This window comes from Mycobacterium sp. SMC-17, assembly GCF_045310915.1.
Lineage (GTDB): Bacteria > Actinomycetota > Actinomycetes > Mycobacteriales > Mycobacteriaceae > Mycobacterium.
In genome coordinates this window covers 137,806-156,690 of the sequence record NZ_JBJIAK010000002.1, presented here as the reverse complement: position 1 = coordinate 156,690, position 18,885 = coordinate 137,806, and the positions used below count along the sequence as shown (strand labels likewise).

Sequence of the window (18,885 nt, the reverse complement as noted above, 5' to 3'; positions counted from 1 at the left end):
CCTCAACGAGGTTCCCCGCAGGAACAATGGCGTCGGCACGGTACAAATGAGCCATGACGGAACTGTGGGTCGAACGGACCGGGGTGCGCCGCTATACCGGGCACAGCTCGCGAGGAGCCGAGGTCCTCGTCGGGTCCGAGGACGTCGAGGGCGTCTTCACCCCGGGGGAATTGCTCAAGATCGCGTTGGCGGCGTGCAGCGGTATGAGCAGTGACGCGCCGTTGCGCGCCCGGCTCGGCGACGACTACCAGACCACCATCCGGGTGTCGGGCCCGCCGGACCGCGAGAACGAGGTCTACCCGCTGCTGGAGGAGTCCATGGAGTTGGACCTCTCGAGCCTGTCCGAGGACGAGATCAAGCGGCTCAAGATCGTCGTCGAACGAGCCATCGACAAGGTCTGCACGGTGGGCCGCACGCTCAAGGCGGGCACCGAGGTCACCTTCGGGTTCGCCGACAAGTGAGCGAGGCAGTTCGGCTGTCGGCCTGGGTGCACGGCCAGGTGCAGGGCGTCGGGTTCCGGTGGTGGACCCGGGCCCGCGCGCTGGAGTTGGGCCTCACGGGCTACGCCAGCAACAAGCCGGACGGCCGGGTGCACGTCGTCGCGCAGGGACCGCGTGCCGATTGCGAGCGGCTGCTGACACTCCTGCGCAGCGGTACCACCCCGGGCACGGTGACGACGGTGGTCGACGACTGGGCCGCTGCGGGCGACCCGATCGAGGGATTTTCTGAGCGTTAGAAGCCCAGGGGTCCCCGGCATTTAACCGGCGCGACGGTAGGGTTTCACCCCATGCATCTGAAGAGTCTGACGCTGAAGGGCTTCAAGTCCTTCGCGTCGCCGACGACTCTTCGCTTCGAACCCGGCATCACCTGCGTGGTGGGGCCGAACGGTTCGGGCAAATCGAACGTCGTCGACGCCCTGACCTGGGTGATGGGTGAGCAGGGCGCCAAGACCCTGCGCGGCGGCAAGATGGAAGACGTCATCTTTGCCGGCACGTCGTCGCGGGCCCCGCTGGGCCGGGCCGAGGTGACCCTGACCATCGACAACTCGGACAACGCCCTGCCGATCGAGTACTCCGAGGTTTCGATCACGCGGCGTGTATTCCGCGACGGCGCGAGCGAGTACGAGATCAACGGCAGCAGTTGCCGACTCATGGATGTGCAGGAACTGCTTTCCGACTCCGGTATCGGCCGCGAGATGCACGTCATCGTCGGTCAGGGAAAGCTCTCGGAAATCCTGGAATCGCGCCCCGAGGACCGTCGTGCCTTCATCGAGGAGGCCGCCGGTGTGCTCAAGCACCGTCGGCGCAAGGAGAAGGCGGTCCGCAAGCTCGACGCCATGCAGGCCAACCTGGCGCGCCTGACCGACCTGACCACCGAACTGCGCCGTCAGCTCAAACCGCTGGGCCGGCAGGCCGAGATGGCGCGGCGCGCGCAGACCATCCAGGCCGATCTGCGTGACGCGCGGCTGCGCCTGGCCGCCGACGATCTGGTGACCCGCCAGGCCGAGTTCGACGACACCAACCAGACCGAGACCGCGCTGCGGCGTGAGCACGGCGAGGTGACCGAGCGCCTCGAAGCCGCGTCGGCCGAACTGGCGGGACACGAAGCGGCGGTAGCGGGCCTGTCCGGCCGCGCCGAGGCGGCGCAGCAGACCTGGTTCCGGCTGTCCGCTCTCGCCGAGCGGGTCAGTGCCACAGTGCGTATCGCCACCGAACGCACGAACCTGCTGGACTCCGATCCTGAGGTGTCGACCGGGCCGGACCCGGACGCGCTGGACGCCGAGGCCGAGGCCGTCGCCGAGCACGAGGAACAACTGCTCGCCGAACTCGCCGAATCCCGGACCCGGCTGGAGGCGGCGCGCGGTGCGCTGGCCGAATGCGAACGCGCCGCGGCCGATGCCGAACGTGCCCAGATGGCGGCGGCCCGGGCCGAGGCGGACCGGCGCGAAGGGCTCGCCCGGTTGTCCGGGCAGGTCGACACCATGCGCACCCGTATCGAATCGATCGACGAGGCCGCGGTGCGGCTGACCGGCAGCATCGAGGAGGCGGCCGCCCGGGTCGAGCAGGCGAAAGCCGAGTTCGAACTCGTGCAGAGCAAGGTCGGTGAGCTCGATGCCGGCGAGTACGGGCTCGATGAGCATCACGATCGCACCATCAACGCCATGCTGCAGGCCGACGAACGCGTCGACGAATTGCAGGCTGCCGAGCGCGCCGCCGAGAAGCAGGTGGCCTCGCTGCGCGCGCGTATCGACGCCCTGTCGGTGACCCTCGACCTCAAAGACGGATCGGCGTGGTTGCAGGAAAACCATGACGGCGCAGGACTTTTCGGCTCGGTGGCCGAATTGGTGCGGGTGCGGTCCGGGCACGAGGCAGCCATCGCCGCGGTGCTGGGTGCCGCCGCCGACGCGCTCGCGGCCGAGAGTTTCGATGCCGCACGCGCCGCGGTCGACGCGCTCAAGAAGGGTGACGGTGGCCGTGCGGCCATCGTGCTCGGTGACTGGCCCGTCGAAAACGCTTCGCCGCGTGGGGATTTGCCGTCCGGCGCCCAGTGGGCGCTGGATCTGGTCGAAGTGCCGGCTCGGCTCTCGGGTGCGATGCATGCCATGCTGGCGCGGGTCGCGGTCGTCGCGGATCTACCTGCGGCGCTGGAGCTGGTCGCGGCGCGACCTGACCTGCAGGCCGTCACGGCCGACGGCGACCTGGTCGGTGCCGGGTGGGTCAATGGCGGCTCCGACCGCAAGCCGAGCGCGCTCGAGATCACCGCGGAGATCGACAAGGCGCGCGCCGCGTTGGTCGAGGCCGAACGCCAGACCAGCGAATACGGCGCCGCGCTGTCCGGTGCCCTCGCGGAACAGAAGGCGCGGCGCGACGCCGTCGAACATGCGCTGGCCGCACTGCACGAATCCGACGCCGCGATCTCGGCGATCTACGAGCAACTGGCCCGGCTCGGGCACGAGGCCCGGACCGCCGAGGCCGAATGGCAACAACTGGTCCGGCAGCGCGACGAACTGGACGCCGGCCGCAGCCGCACGCTGGCCGAGCTGGCGGAGCTGGAAGACCGGTTCCACAACGCGCAGCAGGAGCCGATGTTCGACGTCGAGTTCGTCGACCGGTCCGAGACGACGGCGGCCGCCGAAGAGGCGCGCGCAGTCGAGGTGGAAGCCCGGCTGGCAGTGCGTACCGCGGAGGAACGCGCGAATGCCGTTCGCGGACGGGCGGATTCGCTGCGCCGGGCAGCGGCCGCCGAGCGTGAGGCGCGAGTGCGCGCGGCGCGGGCGCGCGAAGCCCGGGAGAACGCGGCGGAAGTCGCGGCCGCTGTCGCCGATTCCGGCCGACTGGTGGCCGAAAAGCTCGCTGCCACAGTGAGTCTGGCGGCACGCAAGCGTGATGCACTGGCCGCCGAGCGGGCTCAGCGTTCCGAAGGTCTGACGCGGGTCAGGGCAGAGGTGTCCGAACTCAGCGCGCGCGCCGGCGCGCTGACCGAGGCGCTGCACCGCGACGAGGTCGCCAAAGCGCAAGCGGCCCTTCGTATCGAGCAACTCGAACAGCAGGTGCTGGAGCAGTTCGGTATGGCCGTCGCCGACCTGGTCGCCGAATACGGACCGGACGTGCCGCTGCCGCCGACCGAACTTGAGATGGCCGAGTACGAGCAGGCCAAGGAACGTGGTGAACAGGTCAGCGCGCCCACGCCGATGGCGTTCGACCGGCCCACCCAGGAGCGCCGCGCCAAGAAGGCCGAGAAGGAACTGGCCGAGCTCGGTCGGGTAAATCCGCTGGCGCTGGAGGAGTTCGCCGCGCTCGAGGAGCGCTACAACTTCCTGTCCACCCAGCTGGAGGACGTCAAGGGCGCCCGCAAGGACTTGATGGACGTCATCGCCGACGTCGATGAGCGCATCCTGCGGGTGTTCACCGAGGCCTACGCCGATGTGGAGCAGGAATTCACGCAGGTCTTCTCGACACTGTTCCCCGGCGGTGAGGGCCGGCTGCTGCTGACCAACCCAAGCGACATGCTCACCACCGGCATCGAGGTCGAGGCCCGGCCACCGGGCAAGAAGGTCAAGCGGTTGTCGCTGCTGTCGGGCGGTGAGAAGTCACTGACCGCGGTGGCGATGCTGGTGGCGATCTTCCGGGCGCGGCCGTCACCCTTCTACGTCATGGACGAGGTCGAGGCCGCGCTGGACGACGTCAACCTGCGCCGTCTGATCAGTCTGTTCGAGCAGCTGCGGGAGAAGTCGCAGCTGATCGTCATCACTCACCAGAAGCCGACCATGGAGGTCGCCGACGCGCTCTACGGCGTCACCATGCAGGGCGACGGCATCACCCAGGTGATCTCGCAGCGCATGCGCGGCCAGGAGTTGGTTTCCAGCCAGCCGTAGGCGAGGTTCGGCGTGGCACTTTTTGTGGCACGTGTCAGTCCTCGGTGGCATAATCGAACACATGTTCGAACATGTGGGTGTTGGGGCCGGCGGTGTGCTGGTTCACGATGCCTCCGTGGTCGATGCGGTGGTGCATTTCGCGCGGGTGTCGAATGTCGCTGAGTGCGGGAAGTTCCGGGCGATTGCCGATCTGGTGGCGTTGCGTGTCGATGACGAAGATGGCCGGCAGTGGTGGGCCTGTGATGGCTGGGATGCTGCGGTCGCCGAAGTCGGTGCGGCGCTGGGGATCGGGAAGCGCGAAGCCTCGGGGCAGTTGTCGATTGCGGTCGCGTTGCGGTTCCGGCTACCTCGGGTGGCGGCGGTGTTCGCCGACGGTGGGGTGTCGGCGCGGACGGTCGGGACGATCTGTTGGCGTACCCGTTTGGTGGAGGATCCCAATACGCTGGCGGTGATCGATGTTGCGTTGGCGGGGGCGTTGTCGGAGTGGGCGGGGTTGTCGCGCAAGAAGATTGAGCGCAAGATCGATGGTTGGGTGCAGAAGTTCGACCCCGCTGCGGTGATCAAGGTGCGCTCGGCTGCGCGCCGGCGTGGGGTCGGGGTCGGCAAGCCCGATGACGAGACCGGGGTGGCCTCGATCTGGGGTGCACTGTTGGCCACCGATGCCGAGTTGTTGGATCGGGTGCTGGACGAGATGGCCCGGCAGGTGTGCGATGACGATCCGCGGACGTTCGGGCAGCGGCGGGCTGACGCGTTGGGGGTGTTGGCGGCCCGTGGGGATCGGCTGGTGTGCCAGTGCGGCAATCCGGATTGCCCGGCCGCGGGGCCTGATGCGCGGGCGGCGGCGGTGATGATTCATGTGCTCACCGATCGGCTGCCGGTGCCGGTGGCGGATCCGCTGTTGCACGGGGACCCGGCCGCGCCCCTGACTCCGACTCCGGCGCCAGAACCGCATCCCGCACCACAACCGAATCCCGCACCTGAGCCGGTCTTCACGCCCGAGCCTGAGCCCGCACTCGTGAACGAGGCCGCGCCCGAGCCTGAGCCCGCGCCGGCGGATGACATGGCGCCGATGCCCGCGCCTGCACCGGCGGCCGATTCGCGGCCCGCCGAAAACCCGATCCCTGCTGGTTTCGAACCGGCCGGCGACGCGGCGCCCACCCCCGGCGCTCATGCGGCGCACCCGCCGGTCCCGACTGCCACTAAGCCCCCTGCGCCGGTGCGCACCGCGGTCGGTTATGTCCTCGGCGGCGGCGTGGTGCCGCCGGCGGTGCTCGCTGATCTGGTGGCCCGTGGCGCGAAAGTCCGCACCGTCGCCTCAGCTGCCGATCTGGATGAGGTGCCGCGGTACCGGCCGTCGGCGGCGATGGATGAGTTCGTGCGGGTGCGGGCCATGACATGCATGTTCCCGGGCTGTGACCAGCCCGCCACCGCCTGCGATGTGGACCATACGATTGCGTGGCCGGTCGGGCCGACGCATCCGGGCAACCTGAGCCCGAAGTGCCGCAAACACCATCTGCTGAAAACGTTCTACGGCGGCCGGGACGGCTGGAGTGACCGTCAACAGCCTGACGGGACGATTGTGTGGACCGCACCCACCGGCCACACCTACATCAGCGTGCCGGAAAGCCGAATCCTGTTTCCCCGCACGGTCACCGACACCCCGCTGCCGAACCCACCACCAGACATCGCCGATCTGGACACCACCGCGGCTACCGGCCGGGGTGTCATGATGCCGATCCGGCGCCGCACCCGCGCCCAGAACCAGGCTCAGCAGATCGCTTACGAACGCGCGCTCAACCAAGCCGATATCGACGAGCGCGAAGCCGCCCAAGAAGCCTTCGCCCGCCGGCGTAAAGAACGCCAAGAACGCGAAGCCGCAGAAGCCGCCCAAGCCGCGGCGGCACCGGTACCCACCGAGCAACGCCAACCCGCCGAAAACGACATCCCACCACCACGGTGAGCACTCAGATCGATTGGCGTCGCCGCCCGAGACGATCGTTGTGGCGATCTGCACCGGCCGGGAGGACGTCTGCCACCCGCGGCAGAAATTGGTGCGGCTGACAGAATGGCACGGTGTCGGAAGGTCTCTGGATCGCGATAGCGATCGTTGCTGTTCTCGTTGTCACCGCTCTGGTGGTCGGATTCGTCCGCTACCGGCGCAGCAGGATTTCGCTGTCCGCGCCGGAGGAGACGCCGAAGCTGGACCGGTCCGGCGGCTACACGGCGTCATCAGGCATCACGTTCAGTAGTTCGGACACCGCGGAGAAGCTGCCGACCGTCGGCGACGACGCCGAGATTCCGCGAGACTCGCGAAAGCGCACCATCGCCGACGTCCAGCTGCCCGAGCCGGAGGTCGTGACCGAGCCGGAAGCGGTCGCCGAGGTACCGGAAGCCGTCGCCGAGCCGGAAGTGGTGGCCGAGCCCGAGCCGACCGTCGCGCCCGAACCCGAGGCAGCGCCGGCACCCGAGGCAGCGCCGGCACCCGAGGCAGCGCCGGAACCCGAGGCAGCTCCTGAGCCCGAACCCGAGCCCGAACCCGAGGTTGCGCCGCGCGACGAGATCGCACCGACCGCCGGCCGGCTGGAGCGCCTGCGTGGCCGCCTGGCCAAGTCGCAGACCACGCTGGGGCGCAGCATGCTGGGCCTGCTGGGCGGTGGCGACCTCGACGAGGACTCGTGGGAGACCATCGAAGACACCCTCCTCATCGCCGATCTGGGCCCGGTCGCCACCGAATCGGTCGTCACCGCGCTGCGCAGCCGCATGGCCGAGGCCAACGTGCGCACCGAGGCCGACGCCCGCGCAGTGCTGCGCGAGGTGCTGATCAAGGAACTGCGGACCGATCTGGACCGGTCCATCAAGGCGCTGCCGCACGCCGACAAGCCGTCGGTGTTGCTCGTCGTCGGTGTCAACGGCGCCGGCAAGACCACCACGGTCGGCAAGCTGGCCCGCGTGCTGGTCGCCGACGGGCGTCGCGTCGTGCTCGGCGCGGCGGACACCTTCCGTGCCGCGGCGGCCGACCAGCTGCAGAGCTGGGGTGCCCGCGTCGGCGCCGACATCGTGCGTGGCCCCGAGGGCGCGGATCCGGCCTCGGTTGCCTTCGACGCCGTCGACAAGGGCATCGCAGCGGGCGCTGACGTCGTCGTGGTGGACACGGCGGGCCGGCTGCACACCAAGACCGGTCTGATGGACGAGCTGGGCAAGGTCAAGCGCGTCGTCGAGAAGCGCGCCAAGGTCGACGAGGTGCTGCTCGTGCTGGACGCGACCATCGGCCAGAACAGCCTGCCGCAGGCCCGGGTCTTCGCCGAGGTGGTCGACATCACCGGCGTGGTGCTGACCAAGCTCGACGGCACCGCCAAGGGCGGCATCGTGTTCCGGGTACAGCAGGAGCTCGGTGTACCGGTCAAGCTTGTCGGCCTCGGTGAGGGTCCGGACGACCTGGCGCCGTTCGAGCCCGCCGCCTTCGTCGACGCGCTCCTGGGGTAGTCGCTGCCATTCGCCTTCAGAACCCGAAACTGCCCTATTCCACCCGGAATAGGGCAGTTTTGTGTCCGCCGGCCAGGAACTCACAGAGCAGGCCAGGGCCTGCGAAGAGGGCATTAACCGCGCTGAAACGTAACTGGTCGATCCGTTCACATACGTGAAACGCCCGCGCGCCGTCGGCGAAACAACCGATGCGCAAAGTTCTGGCCTAGGTCATCGGCGTCTGCCTGTGACATGGGTTAAGGAGGAAGCGGCCAGTGGATGGATTCCCTATCTTGGGCACGCCGGACACCGGTGATACCGCATGGATGCTGGTGAGTTCAGCGCTCGTGCTGTTGATGACACCGGGTCTGGCGTTCTTCTACGGCGGCATGGTGCGCCGTAAGGGCGTGCTCAACATGATCATGATGAGCATCAGCGCCATGGGTGTCGTCACGGTGTTGTGGGTGCTGTACGGCTACTCGATGGCGTTCGGCAATGACAAGTGGAGCTTCGTCGGGGATCCCACCCAGTACTGGGGACTCAAGGGACTCATCGGCGGCAACTCGCTCGTTGCGCACCTGCCCGCGGGAACCACTGCGGCGGTGCAGATTCCGCTCGCCGGAACCATCCCGCAATTGGTGTTCGTGGCGTTCCAGCTGATGTTCGCCATCATCACCGTCGCCCTGATCTCGGGCGCGGTCGCCGACCGCCTCAAGTTCGGTGGCTGGCTGCTGTTCGCCGGGCTGTGGGCCACCTTCGTCTACTTCCCGGTCGCCCACTGGGTCTTCGCCTTCGACGGCATCACGGCCACGCACGGTGGCTGGATCGCGAACCAGCTCAAGGCAATCGACTTCGCCGGTGGAACCGCGGTGCACATCAACTCCGGTACCGCGGGCCTGGTGCTGGCCATCATCCTGGGCAAGCGCTCGGGCTGGCCCACCACTCCGATGCGTCCGCACAACCTGCCGTTCGTCATGCTGGGCGCGGGCCTGCTGTGGTTCGGTTGGTACGGCTTCAACGCCGGCTCGGCACTGACCTCTGACGGTGTCGCCGCCTCGACGTTCATCACCACCACCGTGGCGACCGCCGCCGCGATGCTGTTCTGGCTGCTGACGGAAAAGATTCGTGACGGCCACGCCACCTCCCTCGGCGCGGCGTCGGGCATCGTGGCCGGCCTGGTGGCCATCACCCCGTCCTGCTCGTCGGTCAATGTCATCGGCGCGCTGGCGATCGGCGCGGGCGCCGGTGTGGTCTGTGCTCTCGCGGTGGGCCTGAAGTTCAAGCTGGGCTTCGACGACGCGCTCGACGTCGTGGGCGTTCACCTGGTCGGTGGTCTGTTCGGCACCCTGATGGTCGGCCTGGTGGCCACCAAGGAGGCTCCGGCCGCTGTGGCGGGTCTGTTCTACGGTGGCGGGTTCGACCAGCTGTGGCGTCAGGCCGTCGGCGCGTTCGCGGTGCTTGCCTACTCCGCGATCGTTACCGCTATCTTGGCCTTGATCGTCAAGTACACCATCGGCCTTCGCCTCGACAAGGAAGATGAGGCCACCGGTATCGACGAGGCCGAACACGCGGAAACCGCTTATGAATTCGCGTGATCGGGAAGGATTTACGGTGACATCCACGAGTACCGCGGTTATTTGGAAGGAATTGATCAAATGAAGTTGATCACGGCGATCGTCAAGCCGTTCACGCTCGAAGACGTCAAGACCGGTCTGGAGCAAATGGGAATCCTCGGGATGACCGTCAGCGAGGTGCAGGGCTACGGCCGCCAGAAGGGCCACACCGAGGTCTACCGCGGTGCTGAGTACTCGGTGGACTTCGTGCCCAAGGTGCGGGTCGAGGTCATCGTCGACGACGCGTCGGTCGACAAGGTCGTGGATGTCATCGTGCAGGCCGCGCGGACGGGCAAGATCGGTGACGGCAAGGTGTGGGTCACCTCTGTCGAGACCGTGGTGCGCGTCCGTACGGGTGAGCGGGGCAGCGACGCCATCTGACGTCGGCTGACCACCAGATGACAATGCAGACACCAGATTCCGCTGCCGGAGCCGACGATACTTCGGTTTCGTCTGCTTCGGCAGCGGGATCAACCCGTCCGGCCAGCGACCTGAGTGCTGCTGTCGAGCAGTTGCTGGGCGGCGGCGCGCGCCGCCTCGATTCGGTGGCGTTGCGCGAGGCGCTGGTTGATCTGTACGAATTCTGGCTTGCCGCAAAGGCAACCGAGATCGGTATCACCGAGACCAGTGGCTTCTCCATCGTGGCGACCGGTGGTCTCGGACGCCGGGAGATGCTGCCGTACTCGGACCTGGATTTGATGCTGCTGCACGACGACCTGCCGCAGGCCGCCGTCACCGAGGTTGCCGAGGCGCTCTGGTACCCGTTGTGGGACGCCAACATTCACCTCGACCACAGCGTCCGGACGGTGCCGCAGGCACTCAAGACCGCGGCCGGCGACGTCTCCGCCGGGCTGGCCATGCTCGACGCCCGGCACATCGCGGGCGATTCGGATCTGTCGTCCCTGTTGGTCGGCGGCGCCCGGCGGCAGTGGCGGACCGGGATCACCTCCCGTTTCACCGAATTGATCGAACACGCCGCGGCGCGGTGGGAACGTTCCGGTCAGATCGCGCACCGCGCGGAACCGGATCTGAAGAACGGCCGCGGTGGGCTGCGCGATGTGCAGCTGCTCAACGCACTGGCCATGGCGCAATTGGCGGACGTCTACCCGAGTCGGTCCGTGGCGTCGCCGATCGGCACGCTGGGCGACGCGCATCTCGCACTGCTCAACGTGCGCACCGAGCTCCATCGCGTCTCGCACAAGGGCCGTGAGATGGTGCTGGCCCAGTACGCCGACGAGGTCGGCGCCGCACTGGGCATCGGTGACCGCTTCGATCTGGCCCGCATGATCAGCGATGCCGCCCGCACCATCAGCTTCTACGTGGACGCCGGCGTGCGGACCGCGGGGAATGCCTTGCCGCGCAGAGGCTTTGCGGCACTCAAACGACCCGTCCGGCGACCGCTGGACGAGGGTGTACTGGAATTCGGCGGCGAGGTCATCCTGGCCCGCGACGCCAAACCGCAGCGCGACCCGGGCCTGATCCTGCGCGTGGCCGCCGCGGCAGCCACCAACGGACTGCCCATCGCGGGATCGACCTTGGCGCGGCTGGCCGAATCGGCGCCCGAATTGCGGGCGCCGTGGCCGAAAGAAGCGCTCAACGACCTGCTCGTGATGCTGGCCGCCGGGCCGGGTGCGGTGGCCACCGTGGAGGCCCTGGACCGGACCGGGCTGTGGGGCCGGTTGTTCCCGGAGTGGGGCGCGATCCGCGACCTGCCGCCACGTGATGTCGTGCACATCTGGACCGTCGACCGGCATCTGATCGAAACCGTCTCCCGGGCAAGCGCTTTCACCACCCGCGTGGACCGGCCCGATCTGCTGGTGCTGGGTGCGCTGCTGCATGACATCGGCAAGGGCCGGGGCGGCGACCACAGTGTGATCGGAGCCGAACTGGCCAATCAGATCGGCATCCGGCTGGGCTTGTGGCCGGCCGATATCGAGGTGCTGGTCAAGATGGTGCGCTACCACCTGCTGCTGCCGGAGACCGCGACGCGTCGAGATCTGCAGGACCCCAACACCATTGCATCGGTGGTCGACGCGCTCGGTGGCGATGGACTGCTGCTGGAGCTGCTGCACGCGCTGGCCGAGGCGGATTCGCTCGCCACAGGTCCCGGCGTGTGGGGTGACTGGAAGGCCTCCCTGATCGGCGATCTGGTCCGGCGGTGCCGGCTGATGATGGCGGGGGAGGACCTGCCGCACCCCGATCCCATTGACCCGCAACTGCTTTCGCGCGCCAGTCAGAGCGGTGTCCACGTCGAACTCACCGCGGCGGACAGCGCGCACCTGTTCAACGTCACGATGCTCGCCCCCGATCGGCGCGGTCTGCTGTCGAAAGCCGCCGGGGTGCTGGCCCTGCACTCGCTGCGGGTGCATTCAGCGTCGGTCAACAGCCATGAGGGACTGGCGATCAACACCTTCGTGGTGTCGCCACACTTCGGCTCCCCGCCGGCCGCGGAACTGCTGCGTCAGCAGTTCATCCTGGCGCTCGACGGCGATCTCGACGTGATCGCCGCGCTCGAGCAGCGGGACGAGGAAACTCCGGCCCCGACCCGGCGCGCGGGCGAGGTCCCGGCGGCGGTGCCCGGCTACCACACGGTCGCGCCGCCCCGCGTGCGGTGGTTCGAGGGGTCGTCGGACGACGAGTTGGTCGTGCAGATCCGCAGCGCCGACCGGCCCGGCCTGCTCGCCCGCCTGGCCGCTGTCGTCGAGCGCAAGGGCGCAGATGTGGCCTGGGCCAAGGTGACGACGCTGGGCGCCACCGTCGTCGACGCGTTCGGTCTGGTGGTGCCGGAGGACTTCACGGCCACCGAGGCCCGGGCGGCGTTCGAACAGGATCTGTATGCGGTGTTGCCCGCGCCCGCGCCGGTCAAGCCTGCCGTGATCACGGCCGAGGTGAGTTAGCGAGTTCGGCGCTGCCGCACCACTTCCGGACGGCGGCCGGGGCGTCGGTGGCCTCGCCGGCCCACGCGACGTAGCCATCGGGCCGGATCAGCACGGCGGGCGGCAATTGGTCATCGCCGGTGACCGCACAGGTGACGTCGGTGCGGTCGAGCGTCAGACCGCGCTTGGTCAGCAGTAGGAATCGGCCGTCACGTAGCAGTTCGTAGACCCGGGTGCCCGCGCACGCGATGTCGGGCATGCGGCGCCCGACCAAACGGTGATCGTCGCGCTTGCGGGGATAGCTGATGGCGATTCCGCTGAGGCGGCCGCCCATGGCACGCCTGGTGGGCCCGGTGCTCAGGAGCGCGGTGATGGCGATGCGCCGCAGGAGTCGCCGCGGCAGGCTGCGGCCCAGGACCAGCTGATTGAACGCATCGGTCAGTTTGAGCACGTTGGCGCCGACGGCATGGCGTTCACTCTGGTAGCTGTCCAGGAGCCAGGCCGGTGCGGTGCCCTTGACGGCCGACGCCAGCTTCCAGCCCAGGTTCATCGCATCCTGGATGCCGGTGTTCATGCCCTGTGCGCCGAGGGGCGAGTGGACGTGCGCCGCATCGCCGGCGATGAAGCAGCGGCCGACGCGGTAGCGGTCGGCCTGGCGTCGCTCGGACAGGAACCGGGTGCTCCAGCGCATCTCGCTGACGCCGAAGTCCGTTTTCGCGATGCGGCGCAGTGAGCCCGTGATCTCGGAAAGCGGTACAGGTTCGCCGAGCGGCACGTCTTCCCGGGTGCGGTCCCAGGCGATGGCGCGGAACCAGCCGTCGCCGAACGGGACCAGCAGCACGACGCCGTCGGGGCTGTTCGCGGCGGCCAGCCCGCCGGCCGGCGGGCTCGTCAGCTGGACGTCTGCCAGCAGGATGTGGGTCTGGTACTGCTTGCCGGCGAACCCGATGCCCAGCATCGTGCGCACCGCGCTGTGGGCACCGTCGCAGCCCACGAGGTAGCCGGCACGCACCGTGCTGTGGTCGGCGAGGTGCACGGTGACGCCGTCCTTGTCCTGCGTCAGACCGGCGACTTCGGCGCCGTAACGGATTTCGACGCCGAGTTCGATGGCGCGTGCGGTCAGCACCCGTTCGGTCAGGCTCTGCGGTGCCATCAGCACCATGGGGTAGCGGGTGGGCAATTCCCGCAGGTTGATTGCGGCGCCCGGGACGGGGCTCACGCTCTGGACGGGGAGCCCGCGCTGCACGAGTTCGTCGGCCAGGCCGCGGGCGTCCAGCAGTTCCAGCGTCCGCGCATGCACGCCGAAGGCCCGGGTGATGTTCGGGATGTCACGGCGTCGTTCGAGCAACTGAACCGCGACGCCGCGCATCGCCAGTTCGCACGCCAACGCCAGACCCGTCGGGCCGGCACCGACAACGACGACGTCCGCGCTGTTCATGGTGGTCATTTCAGGCTCCTCGTTAATTCATCAAGCAATGAATTCATCATGTGATGAAATACTGCGCGCCCGGGTATCGCCGTGTCAAGGGGACGGTGGTGCCGAAGTACCGGCGACGGGCGCTGCAGTTAGGCTTAACCCCGTGTTTGAATCCCTGTCCGACCGGTTGACCGGTGCGCTGTCGGGTCTGCGCGGCAAGGGCCGGCTGACCGACGCCGATATCGACGCCACCGCCCGCGAAATCCGCCTGGCCCTGCTCGAGGCCGACGTGTCGTTGCCGGTCACGCGCGAGTTCATCGGCCGGATCAAGGAACGCGCCAAGGGCGCCGAGGTCTCCGGTGCGCTGAACCCGGCGCAGCAGGTCGTCAAGATCGTCAACGAGGAGCTCATCGGCATCCTCGGTGGTGAGACGCGCCAGCTGGCGTTCGCCAAGACCCCGCCGACGGTCATCATGCTGGCCGGTCTGCAGGGTTCCGGTAAGACGACCCTCGCCGGCAAGCTGTCGAAATGGCTCAAGGATCAAGGACATACGCCGCTGCTGGTCGCGTGTGACCTGCAGCGCCCCGGCGCCGTCAACCAGCTGCAGATCGTCGGTGAGCGGGCTGGCGTCAGCGTCTTCGCACCGCACCCGGGAGTCTCGCCCGACGGCGTGACCATCGACCAGATGACCACCGGCGACCCGGTGTCGGTCGCCGCCGCGGGTCTGGCCGAGGCCAGGGCCAAGCACTTCGACGTCGTGATCGTCGACACCGCCGGCCGCCTCGGTATCGACGAGGAACTGATGGCCCAGGCCGCCGCGATCCGCGACGCCGTCAAGCCTGACGAGACACTGTTCGTCCTCGACGCCATGATCGGTCAGGACGCCGTCACCACCGCCAACGCCTTCCGCGAGGGCGTCGGCTTCACCGGTGTCGTGCTGACCAAGCTCGACGGCGACGCCCGTGGTGGTGCCGCGCTGTCCGTGCGCGAGGTCACCGGCGCGCCGATCCTGTTCGCGTCGGCCGGCGAGAAGCTCGAGGACTTCGACGTCTTCCACCCGGACCGCATGGCGTCCCGCATCCTGGGCATGGGCGACGTCCTCACCCTGATCGAGCAGGCCGAGCAGGTCTTCGACCAGAAGAAGGCCGAAGAGGCCGCCGCCAAGATCGGCTCCGGTGAACTGACGCTCGAGGACTTCCTCGAGCAGATGCTGATGATCCGCAAGATGGGTCCCATCGGGAACCTGCTGGGCATGCTGCCCGGTGCCGGTCAGATGAAAGACGCCCTGGCGGCCGTCGACGACAGCCACCTGGACCGCATCCAGGCCATCATCCGCGGCATGACCCCCGCCGAGCGGTCCGACCCGAAGATCATCAACGCCTCCCGGCGCCTGCGCATCGCCAATGGATCCGGTGTCACGGTGGCCGAGGTCAACCAGCTGGTCGACCGCTTCTTCGAGGCCCGCAAGATGATGTCGCAGATGGCCGGCCAGATGGGAATGCCGTTCGGCCGCAAGAGCTCTCGCAAGGCCGCCAAGGGCAAGAACAAGCAGGCCGGCAAGGGCCGCAAGGGCGGCCGGGGCCCGACGGCGCCGAAGGCGGCCGCCAACCCGTTCGGTCTGGACCCGAGCGCGCTGCCGGGCGGTTTCCCGGACCTGTCGAACATGCCGCAGGGGCTCAACGAGTTGCCGCCGGGCCTCGCCGACTTCGATCTGTCACAGCTGAAGTTCCCGAAGAAGTAGCCGCTGTGCGGGCGCTGCACATTCGCGGTCGGGGACTGCCCGACGGCGACGAGGTGCAGTGGTGGATACATCAGGGTGTGCTCTCGGCCGAGCCGATCGCGAACGCCGAGACGATCTTCGACGGTGGCTGGGTCATCCCCGGTCTGGTCGACGCGCACTGCCACGTCGGCATCGGTCCGGGTGGCCCCGTCGAACTCGACGAGGCCGAGCGCCAGGCCGAGACCGAGCGGCAGGCCGGTGCGCTGCTGCTGCGCGATGCCGGATCGCCCGTCGACACCCGTGACTTCGACGACCGTGACGACCTGCCGCGGATCATCCGCGCGGGACGGCACCTGGCCCGGCCCAAGCGTTACATGCCCGGGTTGCCGATCGACATCGAGGACGAATCGCAGCTGCCGCAGTACGTCGCCGAGCAGGCCCGGCGCGGTGACGGCTGGGTGAAGCTGGTCGGCGACTGGATCGACCGGGGAGTGGGTGACCTGGCGCCGCTGTGGTCCGACGACGTCCTCAAAGAAGCCATCGACGCCGCCCACGCCAACGGTGCGCGCGTCACGGCGCATGTGTTCGGCGAGGATGCGTTGCCGGGGCTGATCAACGCCGGGATCGACTGCATCGAGCACGGCACCGGGATCACCGACGACATCATCGAGCTGATGCTGGCCCACGGCACGGCGCTGGTGCCGACCCTGATCAACATCGAGAACTTCCCCGGGATCGCGGAGAAGGCGACCAAGTTCCCGGCATACGCCAAGCACATGCGCGATCTCTACGCGACGTGCCCGCAGCGCGTCGGCGCCGCGCACGAGGCCGGCGTGCCCATCTACGCGGGCACCGACGCCGGCGGCATGATCGCCCATGGCCGCATCGCCGACGAGGTCGCCGCCCTCGGCCGGGTGGGCCTGAGCCCGACGGACGCGTTGGGCGCGGCAAGCTGGAACGCACGAAAGTGGTTGCGGCGTCCGGGCTTGGAGCACGGCGCCTCGGCCGATCTCGTCTGCTACGCCGACAATCCGCGACTCCCGGGCGTCCTCGACCATCCCGACCTGGTGATCCTGCGCGGCCGGGTCTACTGACTCACGTGTACTGGCTGAAGCCCCAGTCGAACAACTGTCTCGCCTGCGGGTAGAGATCGCCGGTGCCGTACATCTGCACCACGACCAGCCGGTGGTTCCCGCGCTGCGCGGCGCCGACGTACGTCTTGCGGGCCCGGTCCGTGTAGCCCGTCTTGCCGGCGAAATCGCCGGGGTACCCCGTCAACAGCTCGTTCTGACTGGTCAGGGTCTTGCCGGGAAACTGCGCCGACGTCTGCCGGAAAATCTCGGCGATCACCGGGTAGGTCAGCGCCGCCCGGTAGATCACCCCGAGGTCGCGCGGCGTGGTCAGCGATTCCCAGCCGGGACCGTCGAGTCCGGACGGTGAGCCGGCGCGGGTGCTGCGGGCGCCGAGCGCCGCGGCCTTGCGATTCATGGCCGCCACCGTGACGCGCTGGCCGCCGAGCATGTCGGCCAGCATGTTCGCGGCGTCGTTGCCCGACACCATGAGCAGGGCATCGAGGAGCTGGCGGACCGAGTACACCTGGCCGGGTTTGAGCCCGACGCACGAGCACTCGACTTTGGTGTGCGACTCGTTGGCCCGTCCCAGCGCGTCCGGACGCAGGTTGTCCAGGACGACCATGGCCAACAGCGGTTTGATGGTGCTGGCCGGCGCGTATGAGCCGCCCGGATCCTGCGACGCCAGCACCTGGCCGGTATCGAGGTCGGCGACCAGCCAGGCTTTGGCCGGGCCGTTGGCGAATGCCTGTGCGCCCGTGGGTTGCCCGGCGGGTTCGGCCGTCGCGGACGGTGTGGCGATCGGCGTCACCAGTAGTGCGCCGAGGGCCAGCGCGGTCGCCGTGAACAGTTTGCGCACGAGCGCCGACGCTACGGAACCCAGGCTGCGATCAGCTCGCGCGGAGATTCCGGTCGGGTCTCGGTTGGTTCGGTCTACAGCGAGCCGACGCTGACCGAGCGGTCCTGCGCGAAACCCCAATCGAGCAACTGCGAGGCCTGATCCCAGTAGGTCGGCCCGCCTTCGCGCACCATGCCGTACATCATCGCGATGACCAGGCGGCGGCCGCCGCGGTCGGCGGCGCCCACGTAGGTCTTCTTGGCGGCGTTGGTGAACCCGGTCTTGCCGCCGATGGCGCCCGGATACCGCTGCAGCAGCTGGTTCTCGTTGACGATCTGCTCGTTGCCGTTCTTGCCGGGGAACGTCGCGGCGGGCTGCGCGGTGATCTGCGCGAAGTACGGATTGGCCATCGCGGCCCGGAAGATGATGGCCAGGTCGCGGGGAGTGGTCCAGCCCGAACCGCCCGCGCCGTCGAGGCCCGACGGGGTGGCGGCGTGGGTGTCGACGGCGCCGATGGCGGCGGCCTTGGCGTTCATCTTCGCGACGGCGACGTCGTAGCCGCCGATCATGTCGGCCAGGGCGTTGGCGGCGTCGTTGCCCGAGGCGAGGAGCACCGCGTCCAGCAGTTGGCGCGCGGTGTACACGTGGCCGGGGACGATGCCGGCGCAGTTGCACTCCACCTGGGTGTCGGCGACGGTGCCGGCCACGGTCGCGTCCAGGTTCGGCAGTTCACCGAGCGCGGTCAGTGCCAGCAGCGTCTTGATGGTGCTGGCGGGCGGATGCCGCAGGTCGATGTCCTGTCCGGCGAGGATCTGGCCCGAGTCCATGTCGGCGACGATCCACGCCGGGGCCGGCCCTGCCGGGATCTGTACGGTGCCGACCGGCTGGATGTCGGGGTCAGCGGCCGCAACCGGCGGCGCGGCGAGGAACACGAGCGTCAGGGTCGCCATGACGGCGGTTGCGAACCTTCCCATGGAGCCAGCAGCCTACTGGTGGTGTTCAATCGGTTCATGCTGAGTCTGGAAGAGATCTCGGACCGTCTGGAAATCCAACAGCTGTTGATCGCGTACTCGACGGCCATCGATACCCGCCAATTCGATGATCTGGCAAAGGTTTTCACGCCGGATGCCTACATCGACTACCGCGCGATGGGCGGCATCGACGGGCATTTCCCCGAGGTCAAGGAATGGCTGGCGCAGGTGCTGCCGAATTTCCCGGCCTATGCGCACATGCTCGGCAACTTCGACGTCACCATCACCGGCGACACCGCGAAGTCACGCACCATCTGTTTCAACCCGATGGTGCTGCCCGCGGCGGACGCCGACGCACAGCCCCAGGTGCTGTTCTGCGGCCTCTGGTACGAGGACGAGTTCGTCCGTACCGCCGAGGGCTGGCGTATGACGCGCCGCGTCGAGACGAAGTGTTTCGACCGGGTGGTCTGAGTCGCCGTTCACGGGATTTGGGCCGGTCGCGGCTGCTCTGGCAGAATGGTCGGCTGTCTGTCCGCGACCCGT

Annotated in this window: 14 protein-coding genes; 11 read left to right on the top strand and 3 right to left on the bottom strand. The window is 68.5% G+C overall.

Going from position 1 to position 18,885, the window contains the following annotated elements:
* The first annotated feature begins 53 nt into the window (after positions 1-53).
* The 8 genes from ACJH7A_RS02060 (at position 54) to ACJH7A_RS02025 (ending at position 12,347) form a co-directional block, all read left to right on the top strand.
* Positions 54-461 (top strand): OsmC family protein, encoded by a 408-nt coding sequence (locus tag ACJH7A_RS02060; protein WP_212811905.1) that lies wholly within the window; start codon positions 54-56, stop codon positions 459-461.
* Positions 458-736: an acylphosphatase gene (locus ACJH7A_RS02055; RefSeq protein ID WP_212811904.1), complete on the top strand. Its 279-nt coding sequence runs from the start codon at positions 458-460 to the stop codon at positions 734-736. Before ACJH7A_RS02060 ends, ACJH7A_RS02055 begins: the two co-directional genes overlap by 4 nt.
* 51 nt (positions 737-787) lie before the next feature.
* Positions 788-4,375 (top strand): chromosome segregation protein SMC, encoded by a 3,588-nt coding sequence (smc, locus tag ACJH7A_RS02050; protein WP_406801353.1) that lies wholly within the window; start codon positions 788-790, stop codon positions 4,373-4,375.
* 61 nt (positions 4,376-4,436) lie between these two features.
* Entirely contained in the window at positions 4,437-6,335 is a 1,899-nt protein-coding gene (locus ACJH7A_RS02045; protein WP_406801352.1) for a DUF222 domain-containing protein, read from the top strand.
* A 113-nt stretch (positions 6,336-6,448) separates the two neighbouring features.
* On the top strand, positions 6,449-7,858 hold the full coding sequence (gene ftsY, locus ACJH7A_RS02040; protein ID WP_318985973.1) for a signal recognition particle-docking protein FtsY: 1,410 nt from the start codon (positions 6,449-6,451) through the stop codon (positions 7,856-7,858).
* A 254-nt stretch (positions 7,859-8,112) separates the two neighbouring features.
* Positions 8,113-9,432, top strand: coding sequence for an ammonium transporter (locus ACJH7A_RS02035; RefSeq protein ID WP_318985974.1), 1,320 nt, complete (start codon positions 8,113-8,115; stop codon positions 9,430-9,432).
* A gap of 60 nt (positions 9,433-9,492) precedes the next feature.
* A complete protein-coding gene (locus ACJH7A_RS02030) occupies positions 9,493-9,831 on the top strand; it encodes a P-II family nitrogen regulator (RefSeq protein WP_020103781.1) in 339 nt (112 codons plus the stop codon).
* Positions 9,832-9,854: 23 nt separating this feature from the next.
* Positions 9,855-12,347: a [protein-PII] uridylyltransferase gene (locus tag ACJH7A_RS02025; RefSeq protein WP_406784351.1), complete on the top strand. Its 2,493-nt coding sequence runs from the start codon at positions 9,855-9,857 to the stop codon at positions 12,345-12,347.
* On the opposite strand, the gene ACJH7A_RS02020 is transcribed toward ACJH7A_RS02025, so the two are convergent.
* Positions 12,328-13,773 carry an FAD-dependent monooxygenase gene (locus ACJH7A_RS02020; protein ID WP_318985976.1) on the bottom strand — a complete coding sequence of 482 codons (1,446 nt, stop codon included), beginning with the start codon at positions 13,771-13,773 and terminating at the stop codon, positions 12,328-12,330. The genes ACJH7A_RS02025 and ACJH7A_RS02020 overlap by 20 nt on opposite strands.
* A gap of 133 nt (positions 13,774-13,906) precedes the next feature.
* Here ACJH7A_RS02020 and ffh point away from each other — a divergent pair, with 133 nt between their 5' ends.
* Positions 13,907-15,484: a signal recognition particle protein gene (ffh, locus tag ACJH7A_RS02015; protein WP_318985977.1), complete on the top strand. Its 1,578-nt coding sequence runs from the start codon at positions 13,907-13,909 to the stop codon at positions 15,482-15,484.
* A 5-nt stretch (positions 15,485-15,489) separates the two neighbouring features.
* Positions 15,490-16,557 carry an amidohydrolase family protein gene (locus ACJH7A_RS02010; protein ID WP_406801351.1) on the top strand — a complete coding sequence of 356 codons (1,068 nt, stop codon included), beginning with the start codon at positions 15,490-15,492 and terminating at the stop codon, positions 16,555-16,557.
* Between the two features lies 1 nt (position 16,558).
* Here ACJH7A_RS02010 and ACJH7A_RS02005 read toward each other — a convergent pair whose 3' ends face one another.
* Both ACJH7A_RS02005 and ACJH7A_RS02000 read right to left on the bottom strand, forming a co-directional pair.
* The gene (locus tag ACJH7A_RS02005; RefSeq protein WP_406784352.1) at positions 16,559-17,392 is read right to left on the bottom strand and encodes a D-alanyl-D-alanine carboxypeptidase family protein; all 834 of its coding nucleotides are present in this window, start codon (positions 17,390-17,392) and stop codon (positions 16,559-16,561) included.
* 74 nt (positions 17,393-17,466) lie between these two features.
* Positions 17,467-18,345: a D-alanyl-D-alanine carboxypeptidase family protein gene (locus tag ACJH7A_RS02000; protein WP_406784353.1), complete on the bottom strand. Its 879-nt coding sequence runs from the start codon at positions 18,343-18,345 to the stop codon at positions 17,467-17,469.
* Between the two features lie 36 nt (positions 18,346-18,381).
* Here ACJH7A_RS02000 and ACJH7A_RS01995 point away from each other — a divergent pair, with 36 nt between their 5' ends.
* Positions 18,382-18,813 carry a nuclear transport factor 2 family protein gene (locus ACJH7A_RS01995; RefSeq protein ID WP_064979066.1) on the top strand — a complete coding sequence of 144 codons (432 nt, stop codon included), beginning with the start codon at positions 18,382-18,384 and terminating at the stop codon, positions 18,811-18,813.
* The last annotated feature ends 72 nt before the right edge of the window (positions 18,814-18,885 follow it).